Here is a 15,554-nt window from a genome sequence, read left to right on the forward strand (position 1 = left end):
TAGGGTTGCCCCCTCTAGGAGGGGGTGCGGGGATGGACGTCAGGACCTCCGGCGCCAGGTCGAGTGATGCCTGTGCGCCCGGAGCGCGCCTGCCTGGAGGGTATGCGCGGTGGGAGCCGGACGAGGCGACGGCGGGTCTCGGCGTGCACCCGGACGACCTGCCCGACGGCCTGGTCATCGCCGATGAGACGGGCCGCGTCACCTGCTTCAACGCCGCGGCGGCCCGGATCACCGCGACCCGCCAGGCCGACGCCCTCGGGCGGAAGCTGGAGCGCGCGCTCCCGTTAGAGGACCTGGAGGGCCGCCGCTGGTGGGCGCTGACCGATCCGTACGGGGGCCTGGCCACCCGCGTCGGCCAGCCCGAGCGGAACCTCCTGCTGCCCGGCGGCCATGAGGTGCTGGTCTCCGCCCGGTACGTGCGCGAGCGGCCGACAGGGCCGGTGCGCCGGGTCGTGGTCTCGCTGCGCGGCACGGAGGCGCGCCGCCGCACCGAGCGCAGCCATGCCGAGCTGATCGCGACCGTCGCCCACGAGCTGCGCTCCCCGCTCACCTCGGTGAAGGGGTTCACGGCGACGCTGCTGGCCAAATGGGAGCGCTTCACCGACGATCAGAAGCGGCTGATGCTGGAGACCGTCGACGCCGACGCCAACCGCGTCACCCGCCTGATCGCCGAGCTTCTCGACATATCGCGGATCGACTCCGGCCGGCTCGAGGTGCGCCGTCAGCCGGTCGACATCGCGGCCGCGGTCCGGCGCCATGTTCAGGCGCTGACCGCCTCGGGTCACTCCTCCGAGCGCTTCCTCATCAGGGTCAGGGAGCCGCTGCCGGGCTTGTGGGCCGATCCGGACAAGGTCGACCAGGTGCTGGGGAACCTCCTGGAAAACGCGGTGCGCCACGGCGAGGGAACCGTCACCATTGAGGTGGCCCCCGAGCGGGCGAAGCCTGCCGCGGACGGCCCCCCTGTCGAAAGGACCGCCGTCACCGTGAGCGATGAGGGCCCCGGTATCCCCGAGGAGTCGATGAGCCGCGTCTTCACCCGCTTCTGGCGGGGCAGCAAGCGCGGCGGCACCGGCCTGGGCCTGTACATCGTCAAGGGCATCGTCGAGGCACACGGCGGGGCCATCACCGTCGGCCGGGCCCACGGCGGCGGCGCGGAGTTCCGATTTACCCTGCCCGTGAGTACCCCGGCCTACCTGGCCTGAGGAACCCACGGGCCCACACCCGACCGGGGCCCGGGGCGTCCCCCGGAACAGCGCGGTCCTGCGCCCTTTAGACTCGGCTTTTGGCACCTTTGGCGCACCAGTGGTCCGGCAGTCGAGCGGGGTCGCGCAGCCAGCCAATCGGAAGCACGGGAAGAGATGTCGGCACCGAATAAGTCGTACGACCCTGTCGAGGTCGAGGCATTGAAACCAGAAGAGGTCGCCCGGATGCGGGACGAGGCGCTCGCCGCCGTCGCCGCCGCCGGGGACCTCGAGGCGCTGCGCGAGGTGAAGGTCGCGCACACCGGCGACCGCTCGCCGCTGGCGCTGGCCAACCGCGAGATCGGCGCGCTGCCACCGCACGCGAAGGCGGACGCGGGCAAGCGCGTCGGCCAGGCGCGCGGGGCGGTGAACAAGGCGCTGGCGGCCCGGCAGGCGGAGCTGGAGGCGGAGCGGGACGCCCGGGTGCTGGTCGAGGAGGCGGTGGATGTCACGCTGCCGTACGACCGGGTCCCGGCCGGTGCCCGCCACCCCATCACCACGCTCTCCGAGCGCATCGAGGACGTCTTCGTGGCCATGGGCTACGAGGTCGCCGAGGGGCCCGAGGTCGAGGCGGAGTGGTTCAACTTCGACGCGCTCAACTTCCCGCCGGACCACCCGGCCCGCGAGATGCAGGACACCTTCTTCGTGCAGGGCGCGAAGGGGCAGGCAGGCGCCGGGTCCGGGGTGGTGCTGCGGACCCACACCTCGCCCGTGCAGATCCGGTCGATGCTCGACCGGAAGCCGCCCATCTATGTGATCTGCCCCGGCCGGACGTTCCGCACCGATGAGCTGGACGCCACCCACACCCCCGTCTTCCACCAGGTCGAGCTGCTGGCCATCGACGAGGGCCTGACCATGGCCGACCTCAAGGGCACCCTGGACCACATGGTCAGGGCGCTGTTCGGGGAGGGCATGTCCACCCGGCTGCGGCCGAACTTCTTCCCGTTCACCGAGCCGTCCGCCGAAATGGACATGCAGTGCTATGTGTGCCGCGGCGCCTCGGTCGGCAACCCCGACCGGCCCTGCCGCACCTGCTCGAGCGAGGGCTGGATCGAGCTCGGCGGCTGCGGCATGGTCAATCCGCGGGTGCTGATCGCCTGTGGCATCGACCCGGAGAAGTACAGCGGGTTCGCCTTCGGCTTCGGCATCGAGCGGATGCTGATGTTCCGGCACAACGTGGAAGACATGCGAGACATGGTCGAGGGTGATGTGCGCTTCACCAGGCCCTTCGGGATGGAGATCTGATGCGGGTCCCGCTTTCTTGGCTGCGGGAGTACGTCGACCTGCCGGCCGGTGAGACCGGCCGCGACGTGCAGGCCAAACTCGTCTCGGCGGGGCTGGAGGTCGAGACCGTCGAGCAGCTCGGCGCCGGCCTCAAGGGCCCCCTGGTGGTCGGCCGGGTGCTGGCGATCGAGACGCTGGAGGGGTTCAAGAAGCCCATCCGCTACTGCCAGGTCGACGTCGGACAGGCAAACGGCAGCGGTGAGCCGCAGAACATCATCTGCGGCGCCACCAACTTCGCCGTCGGCGACAAGGTCGTCGTCTCGCTGCCCGGCGCGGTGCTGCCCGGCGGCTTCGCGATCTCGTCGCGCAAGACCTACGGCAAGGTCTCCGAGGGCATGATCTGCTCAGCCGCCGAGCTCGACATGTCGGACGACCACAAGGGCATCATCGTGCTCCCCCCGGAGTACGAGGTGGGCACCGACGCGATCGAGCTGCTCGAGCTCGTCGACGAGGTCCTGGACATCGCCGTCACCCCGGACCGCGGCTACTGCCTGTCGCTGCGCGGCATCGCCCGCGAGGCCGCGACCGCCTATGGGCTGCCGCTGCGCGACCCGGCCCTGCTGGACGTGCCCGCGCCCAACGCGCACGGCTACCCGGTCCAGGTCGCCGACCGGATCGGCTGCGACCGCTTCACCGCGCGGACCGTCACCGGCCTCGACCCTGAGGCGCACTCCCCGATCTGGCTGCGGCGCAGGCTGCAGAAGGCCGGGATGCGGCCGGTCTCGCTCGCCGTCGACGTCACCAACTACGTGATGCTCGAGCTCGGGCAGCCGCTGCACGCCTACGACCGGTCGCGCGTCAGCGGGACGATCGGTGTGCGTCGCGCCGAGCCGGGCGAGAAGTTCACCACCCTCGACGGCACCAAGCGCGTCCTGGACGCCGAGGACCTGGTGATCACCGACGAGAACGGCCCGATCGGACTCGCCGGCGTCATGGGCGGTGCCAACACCGAGATCGCCGACGCCCAGACCGACCCCGAGACCGGCGCCGTCCAGGGCACCACCGAGGTGGTCATCGAGGCCGCGCACTTCGACACGGTCTCGATCGCCCGTACGGCGCGCCGCCACAAGCTGTCCTCGGAGGCCTCCCGGCGCTTCGAACGCGGCGTCGACCCCGAGGCCACCTCGGCGGCCGCCCAGCGCACCGTCGATCTGCTGGTGCTGCTGGCGGGCGGCACCGCCGAGGCGGGCGTCACCGAGATCGTCGCGCCCAGCGCGCCCCGTACGATCACGGTGCGCGCCGACCACCCGGACCGGGTCGCGGGCGTCGTCTACGGCCGGGAGACCGTGGTGCGCCGGCTGCAGCAGGTCGGCTGCGATGTCTACGGCGCCGACACCCTCACCGTGACCGTTCCCAGCTGGCGGCCCGACCTCCGGGACCCCAACGACCTCGCCGAGGAGGTCATCCGGCTGGAGGGCTACGAGAACCTGCCCTCGACCCTGCCCCAGCCGCCGGCCGGCCGCGGGCTGACCGAGCGTCAGCGGCTGCACCGCCGGGTCGGCCGGGCGCTGGCCGGCGCCGGCTATGTGGAGGCCCTGAACTACCCGTTCATCGGCGCGGAGGTACTCGACCAGCTGGGCCTGGCCGCGGACGACCCGCGGCGCGACGTGGTCAGCCTGGTCAACCCGCTCTCCGACGCCGAGCCCGCGCTGCGCACCACCCTGCTGCCGGGGCTGCTCGTCGCGCTGCGGCGCAACGACGGCCGCGGGACGCGCGACCTCGCGCTGTTCGAGACGGGTCTGGTCTTCCGCGCCACCGGCGACGAGCCCCCGGCGGTCATCCTGCCCGTCGACCACCGTCCGTCGGGCGAGGAGCTCGCCGCGCTGAACGCCGCGCTGCCCCGCCAGCCGCGGCGCGCCGCCGTCGTCCTGGCGGGCGCCCGCGAGCAGGCCGGCTGGTGGGGCAAGGACACCCCGGTGAGCTGGGCCGACGCGGTCGAGGCGGGGCGGATCGTGGCGCGTGCGGCGGGGGTGGAGCTGATCGTCCGCCAGGACCAGCAGGACCCCTGGCACCCCGGCCGGTGTGCCGCGCTGCTGGCCGTCGTCGACGGCCAGGAGATCCTCGTGGGCAACGCGGGCGAGCTGCATCCCCGGGTCACCAAGGCCCTCGGCCTGCCCGAGCGCACCTGCGCGATGGAGATCGAGCTGGACCGCCTGGAGCGAGCGGCGCCGGGACCGGTCCAGTCCCCGCATGTGTCCTCCTTCCCGGTGGCCACGCAGGACGTCGCGCTCGTCGTCGACGCGTCGGTCGCCGCGGCCGATGTCGAGGTGGCGCTGCGGGCCGGCGCGGGTGAACTCCTCGAGTCGCTGCGGCTGTTCGACGTCTTCACCGGCGAGCAGCTCGGCGAGGGCAGGAAGTCCCTGGCCTACGCCCTGCGCTTCCGCGCCCCCGACCGCACGCTGACCGCCGAGGAGGCCTCGGCGGCCCGTGACGCCGCGGTCGCGGCGGCGGTGGAGCGCACCGGCGCCGTGTTGCGCGGCGCCTGACGGCTGGTCGCTTGAGCCCTGGTGGGGCCCTGGTGGGGCCCTGGTGGGGGCGCATCCCGTACGCGGGGTGCGCCCCCACCGCGTTGCGGGGCCGTTTCCCGCTGCTTCGGCGCGGTGTTCGGCAATGTGTTGATAGCTAGCTCACCCGATCAGGTGAGAATCGGAGTCCGGCTACTCATTTTGACAGGAGCTGTCGCGAGAATCGTCCCGGTCGTACGGTCCGCGCAGCACCGACCATCCCGGGCCCGGCCGACCGCCTTATTGGCCGGCGTTGGGGGACGACACATGATCGGGACATGGGTAGCCGGCGGCGCGTTCGTACGGCGAGCACGGGGCCTGAAGGCGTTCACCCGGGTGGTCCCCGGCCTGTGGGTGCTCGGCGTCATCTGCTGGGAGCTGCTGTCCCCGCACGACGCCGAAGTGGTCCCGCTGCTCGCCGCCGCGCCCGCCATCTCCTGTGCCAGCAGCGGCCGCCGCAGATGCATCCTGATGCTCGGCGGCGCGAGCCTGCTGTTCGCCCTCGGCCCGCCCAGCCCACTGGAACCCGACGGCGACGTCGAGGAGTCACACGCGAGCCTGGTCAGCTGCGGCGCCATCCTCGCCGTGGTCGTCGCCAGCTATTTCACCTGCGGCCGCAGGCTGCGGCTGGTCCGCGAACTGGAGCAACTGCGGGCGGTGGCGGCCGCCGCGCAGGACGCGGTGCTGCGGCCGCTGCCGGCCCGCCTGGACGGCATCGAGATGGCGGCCGGCTATCTGTCGGCCAGCCGGGGCGCCGTGGTCGGCGGCGACCTGTACGAGGCGCTGGCCACCGCGCACGGCGTCCGCGTGATCATCGGGGACGCGCGCGGCCACGGCCTCGGCGCCATCAGCACCGTCGCCGCCGTGCTCGGCAGCTTCCGCGAGGCCGCCCACGACGAGCCCGAACTCGCCGGCGTACTGCGCCGCCTGGACCGCGCCCTGCAGCGCCATCTGCGGGAGCGGGCCCTGGGTGATCCTACGGCCGGCGAGGAGCCGGAGACCCCGGTCGCGGAGGAGTTCGTCACCGTGCTGCTGCTCGAAGTGGGTCCCGACGGCGAGCTCACGGCGCTCAACTGCGGCCACCCCTGGCCGTATCTGCTGTCGGAGGACGCGACCGGTGGGGCGTGGGTCCGCAGGCTGCCCCTGGGCGAAGTGCTGCCCCCACTCGGCCCCTTCCCGCTGCCAGACGACCTCCCCGTCGCCCGCCGCGCCCCGCTGCAGCCCGGCCAGGCGCTCGTCCTGCACACCGACGGGGCCGAGGACGCGCGCGACGCGCACGGGAACTTCTTCGCGCTCAGGCCCGCCCTGGCCCAGGCCGCGGGCACCGGTCCGATCGTCCCCGCGGCGGTCATCGAGGCGGTGCGGTCGGCGGTGCTGCGGCACACCGGCGGCCGGCTCGCCGACGACGTCGCGCTGCTGGCGCTGCGCAACGAGAGCAAGGCCGTCCGGCAGTAGGGCCCGCGACGTCGCGGGCCCTCCTGCCGGACGGTCCGAGCCCGGTCACTTCACACCCCGTGCGAACCGACCTCCACTACGCTGGCCACACCGGGGGCACGCGGCTGGGGGCGCATCAGGAGGGGGCCATGGAGCCCAACACACTGCTCGACTCCGTACTCGACGAGGCCGGGATCTCCCATGCCGGTCTCGCCGCGCACATCAACGAGGCGGGCCGGGCCCGCGGCATGAAGCTGCGGTACGAACACACCGCGGTCGCCCGCTGGCTGAAGGGCCAGCGCCCCCGCGGTCAGGTGCCCGACCTCATCTGCGAGGTGCTCGGCGGGCGGCTGCACCGCGCGCTCACCCTCGACGACATCGGCCTCGGCACCCCCGGCTCCCCGCGCGCCCCCGCCACCCCGCTGTCCGGCTTCGTCGAGCGCGCCACCGCGCTGTGGCGCTTCGACGAACAGCAGCGGCCCCACGTCGTGGCCGCCCCCGCGGTCACCGGCACCCCCGCCGTCATCCCGGTGTGGGAGTGGGAGAACCCGCCGGAGGACTCGGACGTCTCCCGCCGCGGCCTCACCCGCGTCAGCATGGCCGACATCGACATGCTGCGCGCCGCCCGCGCCCACTACGAGCAGATGTACCGCAAGGCCGGCGGCGTGGCGACCAGAGCCCGCGTCGTGGGCTTCCTCAACGCCGAGGCCGCGCCGCTGCTGCGCGGCAGCTACCCCGACGCCACCGGCCGTCAGCTGCACCGGGCGACCGGCGGCCTGGTGGCGATCGCCGGGATCTGCGCCTACGACTCGGACACCCACGGCCTGGCCCAGCGCTACTTCCACCAGGCGCTGCGGCTGGCCAAGGCCAGCGGGGACCGCGGGCTCGGCGCGTATGTCATCGCGCTGCTGGTCAACCAGTCCCTGTTCATGAAGGAGTACCGGCAGGCGGTCGCGTTCGCCGAGTCGGCGCTGCGCGCCTGCGGCTCGGACATCACCCCGGCGCTCGCCGCCGACCTGTACGCCATGCAGGCCAAGGCGTACGCGCGGCTGGGCGACGGGGCCGGGGCGCTGTCCTGCATCCGACGCGCCGAGACCGCCGCCGACCGGATCCGCCCGGGCCAGGAGCCCGACGAGACCGGCTACGTCCAGCCCGGCCTGGTCAACGTCCAGGTCGCGGAGGCGTTGCTGAGCCTGGGCGACCTCGGCGGCGCGCGGGAAAACGCCACCGCCGCGGTCGGCACCCCCGCGCACGACCGGGGCCGGGTGCACCGGCTCGCGATGCTCACCCACATCGCGCTGAGACAGGGCGACGCGGACCGGGCGGTGGCCACGGCGGTGGAAATGACCGAGCGGGCCCGCGGCATGGAGTCCCGGCGTTTACGCGACCGGCTCCGCGCCGTGCGGGAACACCTTGCCGAGAGCGGGAGCGCGGCGACTGCCGAAGCCGCCGAACTCATCGACGGGGCGCTGCGCGTGCCCCTCTGAGTCCGGTCCGCGCCCTCGTCGACAGCCTTGCCAACTGTGCGGCGGAAGGTGGCTGACAGTGCGATGGAAGAACCTCAGGGAGCGGACCGTGTACGAGAACCGGTGGTTCTCGGTGAACCTCGCCGACGTCAGACTCCCCGACGGCCGCCACCTGGACCACTATCTGATCCGGCTGCGCCCCGTGGCCGTGGCCACCGTGGTCAACGCGGCCAATGAGGTGCTCCTGCTGTGGCGGCACCGTTTCATCACCGACGCCTGGGGCTGGGAGCTGCCGGCCGGCGTCGTCGAGGACGGCGAGGACATCGCGGTCGCGGCGGCCCGCGAGATGGAGGAGGAGACCGGGTGGCGCCCCGGCCCGCTGCGCCATCTCCTCTCCGTCGAGCCGTCCAACGGGCTCACCGACGCCCGGCACCACATCTACTGGGCGGAAGAGGCCGCGTACGTCGGGCCCCCGGAGGACGACTTCGAATCCGACCGGCGCGCCTGGGTGCCGCTCAAGGCCGTCCCGGACATGGTGGCGCGCGGTGAGGTGCCCGCCGCGAACATGGCGGCCGCGCTGCTGCTGCTCCACCACATCCGCTTCGGCTGACCGCCCGCGTCGCCCCCACCGACGGCCGGCCGACCGCGTGCCCCCCCCCGGCCGGGCGGTTCGCTAGCGCCCCGCGGCCTGCCACAACGCCAGCGCCAGCGCGCACACCCCGGTCAGCGCGGCGATGGACCGCAACGGCCAGCGAGCGTGTTCCAGATGGCGTACGCGTGCGGCCAGTTGTTCCACGTCCTCCTCGGACTGTTCCCCGCGGTGGTCGAGCAGGGCGAGTTGTCCGTCGACACGGGCCAGGCTGACATCGACCCTGCGGCGGATTTCCGCGAGCTCCACGGCTAACGCGGCGTGCTCGGGCTCGGTGGTCACGGGCTGTTCCCCTTCCGGAATGTGCTTCCGTGCACTTTCGACAATCCGAGTCAACCGTGTCGCAGGGTGGTACGGGAGAGTGTGCGCAGGACGGACGCGGGTCACCGGCGCACACCCCGTGTGAAAACCGTGTGACCGAATTGTGTGGTCGGTCGCATCCGGAGCCGAGAGTGCTCACGCTGCGTGAGCCCCATGGACCTGGAGGGCGGGGGCGCCACCCAGGTATCGCGGTGGCTCGAGTGCCGCGTACTGCGTGCTCCCGGTGGGCATCGGGTGTGCGTTCTGCCCGTGCACAGCGACCCGGACCTCTTCGAGGCCCAGGCGCGCGTCCGGTCAGGAGGAACTACTGAGGCGGCAAATGGCGCGGGTCAGGCGTACTCGTAGAACCCCGACCCCGTCTTGCGGCCCAGCCGTCCCGCGTCGACCATGCGCAGCAGCAGCGGCGGCGGGGCGTACAGGGGCTCCTTGTACTCGCCGTACATCGAGTCGGCGATCGCCGCGATCGTGTCCAGGCCGATCAGGTCGGAGAGCTTGAGCGGGCCCATGGGGTGGGCGCAGCCGAGTTCCATGCCGTTGTCGATGTCCTCGCGGCTCGCGATGCCGGATTCGAACATGCGGATGGCGGAGAGCAGATACGGGATCAGCAGGGCGTTGACGACGAAGCCGGAGCGGTCCTGGGCGCGGATGGCGTGTTTGTCGAGGATGTCGTGGACCAGGGCCTCGGCGCGCTTGATGGTCTGGTCGCCGGTGGTGAGGGCCGGGATCAGCTCGACCAGCTTCTGGACCGGGGCCGGGTTGAAAAAGTGGATTCCGATGACCTGGTCGGGGCGGGAGGTGGCGACGGCCAGCTTGACCACGGGGATGGAGGAGGTGTTCGAGGCCAGGATGGCGTCGGGGCGGGTCACGACCTGGTCGAGGACCCGGAAGATCTCGGTCTTGACCTGCTCGTTCTCCACGACCGCCTCGATGACCAGATCGCGGTCGGCGAACTCGCCGAGGTCGGTGGTGAAGCTCAGCCGCGCCAGTGTCGCGTCGCGCTCCGCCTCGGTGATCTTGCCGCGCTCGGCGGCCTTGCCGAGGGAGTTGGTCAGGCGGGTACGGCCCAGCTCCAGGGCCTCACCGGTGGTCTCCGCGACCTTGACGTCCAGGCCGGAACGGGCGCACACCTCCGCGATGCCCGCGCCCATCTGGCCGCAGCCCACCACTCCGACGCGTTCGATGTCGGTCACCTCGTGCCTTTCCGCTGATCTGCTGGTCGTCCCCCGACGTTACCCTCCGGTCCGGTCCATGGGGTGGGCCGGGGCCCGGAACCGTGTGGTCCGGACCCCGGCCCTGGATCTCAAATGGGCGGGCGGCGGGGCTGCGTTGGAGTGACGGTGCTCGCGGTCACGCCGAGTCGCCGCGCAGGATGCCGCGTCCGTTCGTGCTCACGTACACCCGCCCGTAGACCCGCGGATCGCCGGTGATCGCGTCCCCGGTCCAGCCCCACTGGTGTGCGTTGTCGTTGATCCGGACCCAGCTCGCCCCGGCGTCCGTGGAGCGGAAGATCCCGCGGACACCGCCGATCTTGGCGCTGGTGTAGAGCGTCTGGTACGAGGCGCCGGGAGCGGCCTTGCCGAAGCCGATGGTGTCGGCCTGCTGGACGTCTCTCAGCTTCGTGAAGGTCGCGCCCGAGTCGGTGGAGTGCCACAGCCCGTACGTCCCGCTCGCGGTGCCGCCCGCGAGCCAGATGTCGCCCTCCGCGCCCGGCAGGGCCTTGAAGCGCACCGGGCCGTCGGCGGGCAGGCCGGTGGTGGCCTTGGCGGTGAAGGTGGCGCCGCCGTCGGTGCTCACATAGAACGTGCCGGCCTTGAAGCCGTAGTACTTCTTCGGGTTCTTGCGGTCGGACTCGACGACCGCCCCGGCCGGGATGCCGCTGGAGGCGGTCCAGGAGTTGCCGAAGCCGGAGGTGTAGTAGACGGACGAGGTGCCCTCGGGGCTCCACACGAAGCCGCTGCCGTCGGCCGCCGCGGCCACCGTGCCGCCGCCCGTGACACCGGACGGCTCGCTGCCCTGCCACCAGTTCGCGCCGTTGTCGGTGGAGAAGGCGATCCGGGGCGCGGCGTCGTTGTTGCCGACCCGCACCACCGTGTTCGGGTTGGTCTCGGCGTAGTCCAGGCTGGTGGTCGTGGTGAAGCTCGGCGAGGTGAACATCATCTTGGGCACAGCGTCGAGGTCGGTGTGGCGGAAGCCGCCGATGTCACCCAGCGCGCTGAGCAGCGGGGCGCCGGACGGCGGGCTCGCCAGGTCAAGGACCGCGGTCTCCTCCAATCCCTTGACCATCGGCGTGATCTTGATCTGGCCGCCGGAGTCCCAAGTGGAGAGGTTCTCGGTGCCGTAGACGGTGGCGCCCGTGCCGTACATCATCCGGTTGGAGTCGAACGGGTCGATCTCCAGCGCCTCGGTCATCCAGCCCAGCTTCGGGGTGACGTCTGGCGGGGACGGGTTGGTGCCGAAGGTCAGCCAGGGGACGGACGAGACGTCGTGGGTGTAGCGGAAGGAGCGGTTGGGGTAGCTGGTGAAGTCCCAGGCGCGGGTCCAGGTCGCGCCGGAGTCGGTGGAGCGGAAGATCTGGGTGTCCGGCCACCAGGAGCTGTAGCCGGTCACCATGAGCGTGCCGGGCTTTAGCCGGTCCACCGTCAGCCCGCTGTAGCCGAAGTAGGTGTCGGCGTCCGCCATCGGGCTGATGTTCTTCCACTCCCCGGTGGCCGTGGCGTACCGCCACACCTGGCCCTTCGCCCCGTCGTACGGGCCGCCCTTGTCGCTCGTGGTGATGTAGAGGTAGCCGTTTTTGGAGTCCAGGACGCCTTTGTGGGAGAGGTAGCCGGTCGGCTGCCCGGCGACGCGCGACCAGGTGGCGCCGGCGTCGGTCGAGCGGTAGACGGTGTTCTCCTTGTCGGCCACGCCCACGTAGATGGTCTTGGTCGCGGTGCCCGACGAGCCTGTGCGCTCGTCGAAGGTCACCCACACCACGCCCTGGTTGTCGCTCAGATAGCCGCTGGAGTCGCTCGGGTCCTGGGCGTAGTTGCCCGCGTTGGGGAAGGCCGTCACCTTCGACCAGGTGGCGCCGGAGTCGGTCGAGCGCCACAGGCCGTTGCCGCTGGGCGCGCCGAAGTACAGCACGCTGTTCTTGTTCGGGTCGATCGCCAGGCGCTCGCCCATGCCGCGGCCGGGCATATTGCCGCCGACCTTGAAGGGGAGGGTGGTGGTCTGCCAGGTGGCGCCGCGGTCGGAGGAGCGCAGGATCGCGCCGTTGGTCGGGTCCCAGCTGTTGGTGTACGTGCCGACGGCCGCGTACACCTTGTTCGGCTCGACCGGGTCACTGGCCAGGCTCGCCACCCCGGTCCAGCCCCATCGGTCCCAGTCCACCCAGTCGAGCAGCGGCACCCACTGCTTGCCGGACTGGTCCCAGCGGTACGCCCCGCCGATGTCGGTGCGGGCGTAGGCGAGGTTCTTCTCCTTGCGGTTGAAGATGATGCCGGGGACGAAGCCGCCGCCGTCGACGCGGACGTTCTTCCAGGTGGTGGCGGCCAGGCCGGCGGTGGGCTTGCTCCGGGTGTCGTCGGGGCGGGCGGCGGCGGGGGCGGCGGCCGCGGTCAGTAATCCGCCGACGAGTGCCAGCGCGGCCATGAGCGCGCCGAGCGGTCTTCTCCTGTCATGGGAACGCACGGGAACTTCCTCTCCGGGCATCCGCCGCGGGCCGCGGCGGTACGGGGGCGGGTCTGTGCGGGTTTGTCCGTGTCCGGGTTTGGGAGCGCTCCCATATGTGCGTACCGCTGATGCTAGCGGCCGGATGGCCGGGCGAGAAGAGTGGCGTCAAGAGGGCGTGCGGGCAGTTGTGAAGGCGCACCGGGACGGTGGGAAGGATTGCCGCATCCCCGTCGGACCCGCATTATCGGCGAAGTCAGTCACGATCGACGGGCAAGTGAGGAGCGAGGATGGGGCAGATCACGCGCAGGGGCCTGACGGCCGCGGCCGCCGGGGCGCTGGCCGCGGCCGTCACGACGGGTTCGACGGCGGCGTACGGGCGCGAGGTGGAGCGGGGGAGCGGCGGACACCCCAGGCGTCAGTTCCGCGGGATGTGGCTGGCCACCGTCGCCAACCGGGACTGGCCCTCCAAGCCCGGCCTCACCGCCGCCGAGCAGCGCGCCGAACTGCTCGCCTTCCTGGACACCGCGGTCGCCCGCCGGCTGAACGCGGTGGTCTTCCAGGTCCGGCCGACCGCCGACGCGCTGTGGCCCTCCCGGTACGAGCCGTGGGCCGAGTACCTGACCGGCGTCCAGGGCCGTGACCCGGGCTGGGACCCGCTGGGCACCGCCGTACGCGAGGCCCACCGGCGCGGCCTCGAACTGCACGCCTGGTTCAATCCGTACCGCGTCGCCAATCACACCGACCCCACCCGGCTGGCCCCCACGCACCCCGCGCGGCTGCACCCGGAGTGGGTGGTGCCCTACGGCGGCAAGCTCTACTACAACCCGGGCCTGCCCGAGGTCCGCCGCTTCGTCCAGGACGCGATGCTGGACGCGGTGGCGCGCTACGACGTCGACGCCGTCCACTGGGACGACTACTTCTACCCCTATCCGGTCGCGGGCCAGGTCTTCGACGACGACGCGGCGTACGAGGCCCACGGTGCGGGGTTCCCGGACCGGGCCGCCTGGCGGCGGGACAACATCGACCGCCTGGTGCGCGAGACCGCCGCGCGGATCAAGCGTCTTGACCGGCGGGTGCGGTTCGGGATCAGCCCCTTCGCCGTCTGGCGCAACCAGGCCACCGACCCGCTGGGCTCCGACACCCGGGCCGGGGTGCAGACCTACGACGACCTGTACGCGGACACGCGCAAGTGGGTCCGTGAGGCATGGATCGACTACATCGTCCCGCAGGTGTACTGGAACATCGGCTTCGCCGCCGCCGACTACGCGAAGCTGGTGCCCTGGTGGGCGGAGGTGGTGCGCGGCACCGGCGTGGACCTCTACATCGGCGAGGCGCTCTACAAGGCGGGGGACCCGGCGCAGCCCGCGCCCTGGCAGGACCCGGCCGAGCTGTCCCGGCATCTCACCTTCGACCGGGACTATCCGCAGGTGCGGGGCAACGTCTACTTCTCCGCGAAGGAAGTGGCCGCCGACCGCAACGGCGCCATGGCGCGCGTGGTCGCCGACCACTACCCGTATCGCGTGCGTCCGCCCCGCTGAGTCGCCCGGCCGGTGCTACGGCCGCGGGCGTCCGGTGGGCAGGTGTCGCACGACCGAATCCGGGCCGGGGGAGACCAGGCACTCGTGGCCGTCGTCCTCGTAGCGGACGCGGTACGGCGGGGTCCCGTGATCCCCGAGTACCTCGATGATCTCCGCGGTCCGGTCGTGCATTCCGACAACCCTGCCGTGTACCAGCAGCTTGTCGCCTACGGTCGCCTCCATGCGCGTGACCTCCTGTCCGGTGCCCCGGAGGGTATTGCGGTCCCTGAGGCCAGTTTATGGCCGCTCCTCCGGGTTTGCGCCTGTCGGGTCTGTGCCTACTGGTGCCCGCTTCGCGCCGGTCGATGCCCGCTGCGTCACCCCGATGCAGACCAGGACGGCCACGGCGGTCGCGGGCGCGGCCCAGGTGAAGTGTTCGCCCAGGAGGAGTACGGACCACACCAGGGTGAGCAGGGGCTGGGCCAACTGGAGTTGGCTGGCCCTGGCCACGCCGATGGCGGCCATCCCGCGGTACCAGACCACGAGCCCCAGGAACTGGGAGCCCAGGGCCAGCCACAGCACCCCGGTGACGGCGTGCGCCCCGAGGTGTACGGGCTCGGCGGCCAGGGCGACCGCCGCGCCCGGCACCGACAGCGGCAGACAGGCCACCAGCGCCCAGCCGATCACCTGCCAGCCCGGCATGTGGCCCGCCAGTCGGGCGCCCTCCGCGTAGCCGGCCGCGCACACCAGCAGCGCGCCGAACAGATACAGATCCCCGGCCGTCGGCGCGCCCCCGCTCTGCCGCAGCGCGAAGGCGACGATCACCGCCGCCCCGGCGATGGCCGCGGCCCAGAACACGCGGGTGGGCCGGGACCTTCTTTTAGGGGTTGGTTCGCCTCCGGGGCGCCTCAGCCCCTGTCGACGGTCGACCACGCGGCGGTAGCCGCATATCGACCGCAGCCTCGGCCCTCCGCGCGGCGGAGCCGCATATCGATGCAGCCTCAGGGCCTCCGCGCGCTCTCCCTTTCGACAGCGGCGCGCCCCTTCGGCGGTCCGCACCGCCGCGTAGGCGGCCGTGGTCAGCGGCAGCAGGCCGACGACCACGGCGGCGTGCGAGGTGGTGGAGGTCCGCAGCGCGAGCGTGGTCAGCAGGGGGAAGCCCACGACGACACCGGCGGCGACCACCAGCAGGCCGGGCCAGTGGCTGCGGGCGGGTGGCGGGACGCTGAGGGCCGCCAGCGCGCCGCCCGCGACCAGCCCGGCCAGGGCGAGCCGGCAGGCGACCAGCGACCAGGGGCCCAGGCCCTCAAGACCCCAGGCGGTAGCGGGGAAGGTCAGGGAGAACGCGGCCACGCCCAGCGCGGCCAGGACGGTGCCGAGGGCGCCGCCCCGGCGGACGGCGGACGGCGCGGTGCTGTGGTGAGCGGTGGTGCGCGGCCCGGTGCCATCGCTCACCGCTATCGTCTCGCTGGCGATAGCGCTATCGT

General features: G+C 72.3%; 12 protein-coding genes. 7 read left to right on the forward strand and 5 right to left on the reverse strand.

The genetic code is table 11. The features are described 5' to 3' along the window. Positions 1-32 precede the first annotated feature (32 nt). From PV419_RS23185 to PV419_RS23210, 6 genes are all read left to right on the forward strand, one after another. Complete coding sequence (locus PV419_RS23185; protein WP_319691811.1) at positions 33-1,202, forward strand: sensor histidine kinase; 1,170 nt, start codon at positions 33-35, stop codon at positions 1,200-1,202. A gap of 156 nt (positions 1,203-1,358) precedes the next feature. After that, a complete protein-coding gene (pheS, locus tag PV419_RS23190) occupies positions 1,359-2,486 on the forward strand; it encodes a phenylalanine--tRNA ligase subunit alpha (protein WP_319691813.1) in 1,128 nt (375 codons plus the stop codon). Further along, complete coding sequence (gene pheT, locus PV419_RS23195) at positions 2,486-5,011, forward strand: phenylalanine--tRNA ligase subunit beta (RefSeq protein WP_319691815.1); 2,526 nt, start codon at positions 2,486-2,488, stop codon at positions 5,009-5,011. The genes pheS and pheT overlap by 1 nt, the downstream gene beginning before the upstream one ends. A gap of 285 nt (positions 5,012-5,296) precedes the next feature. Further along, entirely contained in the window at positions 5,297-6,484 is a 1,188-nt protein-coding gene (locus tag PV419_RS23200; RefSeq protein WP_319691817.1) for a PP2C family protein-serine/threonine phosphatase, read from the forward strand. Between the two features lie 128 nt (positions 6,485-6,612). Continuing rightward, positions 6,613-7,950 (forward strand): transcriptional regulator, encoded by a 1,338-nt coding sequence (locus tag PV419_RS23205; protein ID WP_319691819.1) that lies wholly within the window; start codon positions 6,613-6,615, stop codon positions 7,948-7,950. Positions 7,951-8,008: 58 nt separating this feature from the next. Then, the gene (locus PV419_RS23210; protein WP_319691821.1) at positions 8,009-8,539 is read left to right on the forward strand and encodes an NUDIX hydrolase; all 531 of its coding nucleotides are present in this window, start codon (positions 8,009-8,011) and stop codon (positions 8,537-8,539) included. Between the two features lie 63 nt (positions 8,540-8,602). Here PV419_RS23210 and PV419_RS23215 read toward each other — a convergent pair whose 3' ends face one another. The 3 genes from PV419_RS23215 to PV419_RS23225 all read right to left on the reverse strand — a co-directional run bounded on the left by PV419_RS23215 (position 8,603) and on the right by PV419_RS23225 (position 12,529). After that, positions 8,603-8,860, reverse strand: coding sequence for a hypothetical protein (locus PV419_RS23215; protein ID WP_319691823.1), 258 nt, complete (start codon positions 8,858-8,860; stop codon positions 8,603-8,605). Between the two features lie 368 nt (positions 8,861-9,228). Beyond that, on the reverse strand, positions 9,229-10,089 hold the full coding sequence (locus tag PV419_RS23220; RefSeq protein WP_319691825.1) for a 3-hydroxybutyryl-CoA dehydrogenase: 861 nt from the start codon (positions 10,087-10,089) through the stop codon (positions 9,229-9,231). A gap of 157 nt (positions 10,090-10,246) precedes the next feature. After that, on the reverse strand, positions 10,247-12,529 hold the full coding sequence (locus PV419_RS23225) for a xyloglucanase (RefSeq protein ID WP_319692166.1): 2,283 nt from the start codon (positions 12,527-12,529) through the stop codon (positions 10,247-10,249). 308 nt (positions 12,530-12,837) lie between these two features. On the opposite strand from PV419_RS23225, the gene PV419_RS23230 reads away from it, so the two are divergent. Then, positions 12,838-14,088, forward strand: a complete 1,251-nt coding sequence (locus tag PV419_RS23230; protein WP_319691827.1) for a glycoside hydrolase family 10 protein — start codon at positions 12,838-12,840, stop codon at positions 14,086-14,088. A 15-nt stretch (positions 14,089-14,103) separates the two neighbouring features. Here PV419_RS23230 and PV419_RS23235 read toward each other — a convergent pair whose 3' ends face one another. After that, complete coding sequence (locus tag PV419_RS23235; protein WP_319691828.1) at positions 14,104-14,310, reverse strand: DUF1918 domain-containing protein; 207 nt, start codon at positions 14,308-14,310, stop codon at positions 14,104-14,106. A gap of 54 nt (positions 14,311-14,364) precedes the next feature. Beyond that, complete coding sequence (locus tag PV419_RS23240; protein ID WP_415925368.1) at positions 14,365-15,522, reverse strand: DMT family transporter; 1,158 nt, start codon at positions 15,520-15,522, stop codon at positions 14,365-14,367. Positions 15,523-15,554: the final 32 nt, after the last annotated feature.

Source organism: Streptomyces sp. ME19-01-6 (genome assembly GCF_033793745.1).
In the GTDB taxonomy this organism is placed as follows: Bacteria; Actinomycetota; Actinomycetes; order Streptomycetales; family Streptomycetaceae; genus Streptomyces.

What these genes read in the sequence shown, in the direction of transcription:
- PV419_RS23185 (WP_319691811.1), top strand. Translation starts at nt 33, where the DNA reads ATGGACGTCAGGACCTCCGGCGCCAGGTCGAGTGATGCCTGTGCGCCC.
- pheS (WP_319691813.1), top strand. Translation starts at nt 1,359, where the DNA reads ATGTCGGCACCGAATAAGTCGTACGACCCTGTCGAGGTCGAGGCATTG.
- pheT (WP_319691815.1), top strand. Translation starts at nt 2,486, where the DNA reads ATGCGGGTCCCGCTTTCTTGGCTGCGGGAGTACGTCGACCTGCCGGCC.
- PV419_RS23200 (WP_319691817.1), top strand. Translation starts at nt 5,297, where the DNA reads ATGATCGGGACATGGGTAGCCGGCGGCGCGTTCGTACGGCGAGCACGG.
- PV419_RS23205 (WP_319691819.1), top strand. Translation starts at nt 6,613, where the DNA reads ATGGAGCCCAACACACTGCTCGACTCCGTACTCGACGAGGCCGGGATC.
- PV419_RS23225 (WP_319692166.1), bottom strand. Translation starts at nt 12,529, where the DNA reads ATGGCCGCGCTGGCACTCGTCGGCGGATTACTGACCGCGGCCGCCGCC.
- PV419_RS23230 (WP_319691827.1), top strand. Translation starts at nt 12,838, where the DNA reads ATGGGGCAGATCACGCGCAGGGGCCTGACGGCCGCGGCCGCCGGGGCG.
- PV419_RS23235 (WP_319691828.1), bottom strand. Translation starts at nt 14,310, where the DNA reads ATGGAGGCGACCGTAGGCGACAAGCTGCTGGTACACGGCAGGGTTGTC.